A 573-nucleotide genomic window follows, 5' to 3' on the forward strand; every position below is an offset into this window, starting at 1 on the left:
ACCTCTATCCGACCGCTGTTTCCACAATCGTCGACACCTGGGATGCGGCAACGGCCCAGGTGCAGTCCAGGCTGCATATCGTCGACGAGCGGCAACGCATCAAGGACGTCTTTCCGCCGCCCGAACTGCCGTTCGACAGCGGCGACGTCATGCCGAAACTTCTGCACAAGGGCCGCTACCAGACAACTGTAACCAGCGGGCTGGCCTTTGACCGCACAACCCTGGAATCGATCATGCCGATTCCAGAGCCGGAGTTCCGCCAGGGCGCCGACGGCTATCTTGCAACGCTGGCGCCTATGTACGGGCACGTCCAGTCCATTGAGGAATGCGTCGGCGCCTACCGGATCCACGGCGCCAACCATTCGGTCTTCGGTGAAAAGCTCGCCGAGCGGGCGCGCTGGAGGGTAACCCACGATTTCCGCCGCATGCAGGCGCTGTCGGATCAAGCCTCCGGGATCGGCTTAACAATCGTGCCGTCGGAGGCGGTCCGCCACGATCCGGTCCATCTGGAAGAGCGGCTGGCGTCGCTGTGCGCAGACAGACGCCGGCATCCCGTGGCCAATGATTTCCGGC

General features: G+C 63.5%; 1 pseudogene. It reads left to right on the forward strand.

Going from position 1 to position 573, the window contains the following annotated elements:
- A pseudogene (locus tag EOA86_RS37610) lies at positions 1-573 on the forward strand (glycosyltransferase family 2 protein); the annotation flags it as partial.

The organism is Mesorhizobium sp. M5C.F.Ca.IN.020.32.2.1 (assembly GCF_004023105.1).
Lineage (GTDB): Bacteria > Pseudomonadota > Alphaproteobacteria > Rhizobiales > Rhizobiaceae > Mesorhizobium > Mesorhizobium wenxiniae.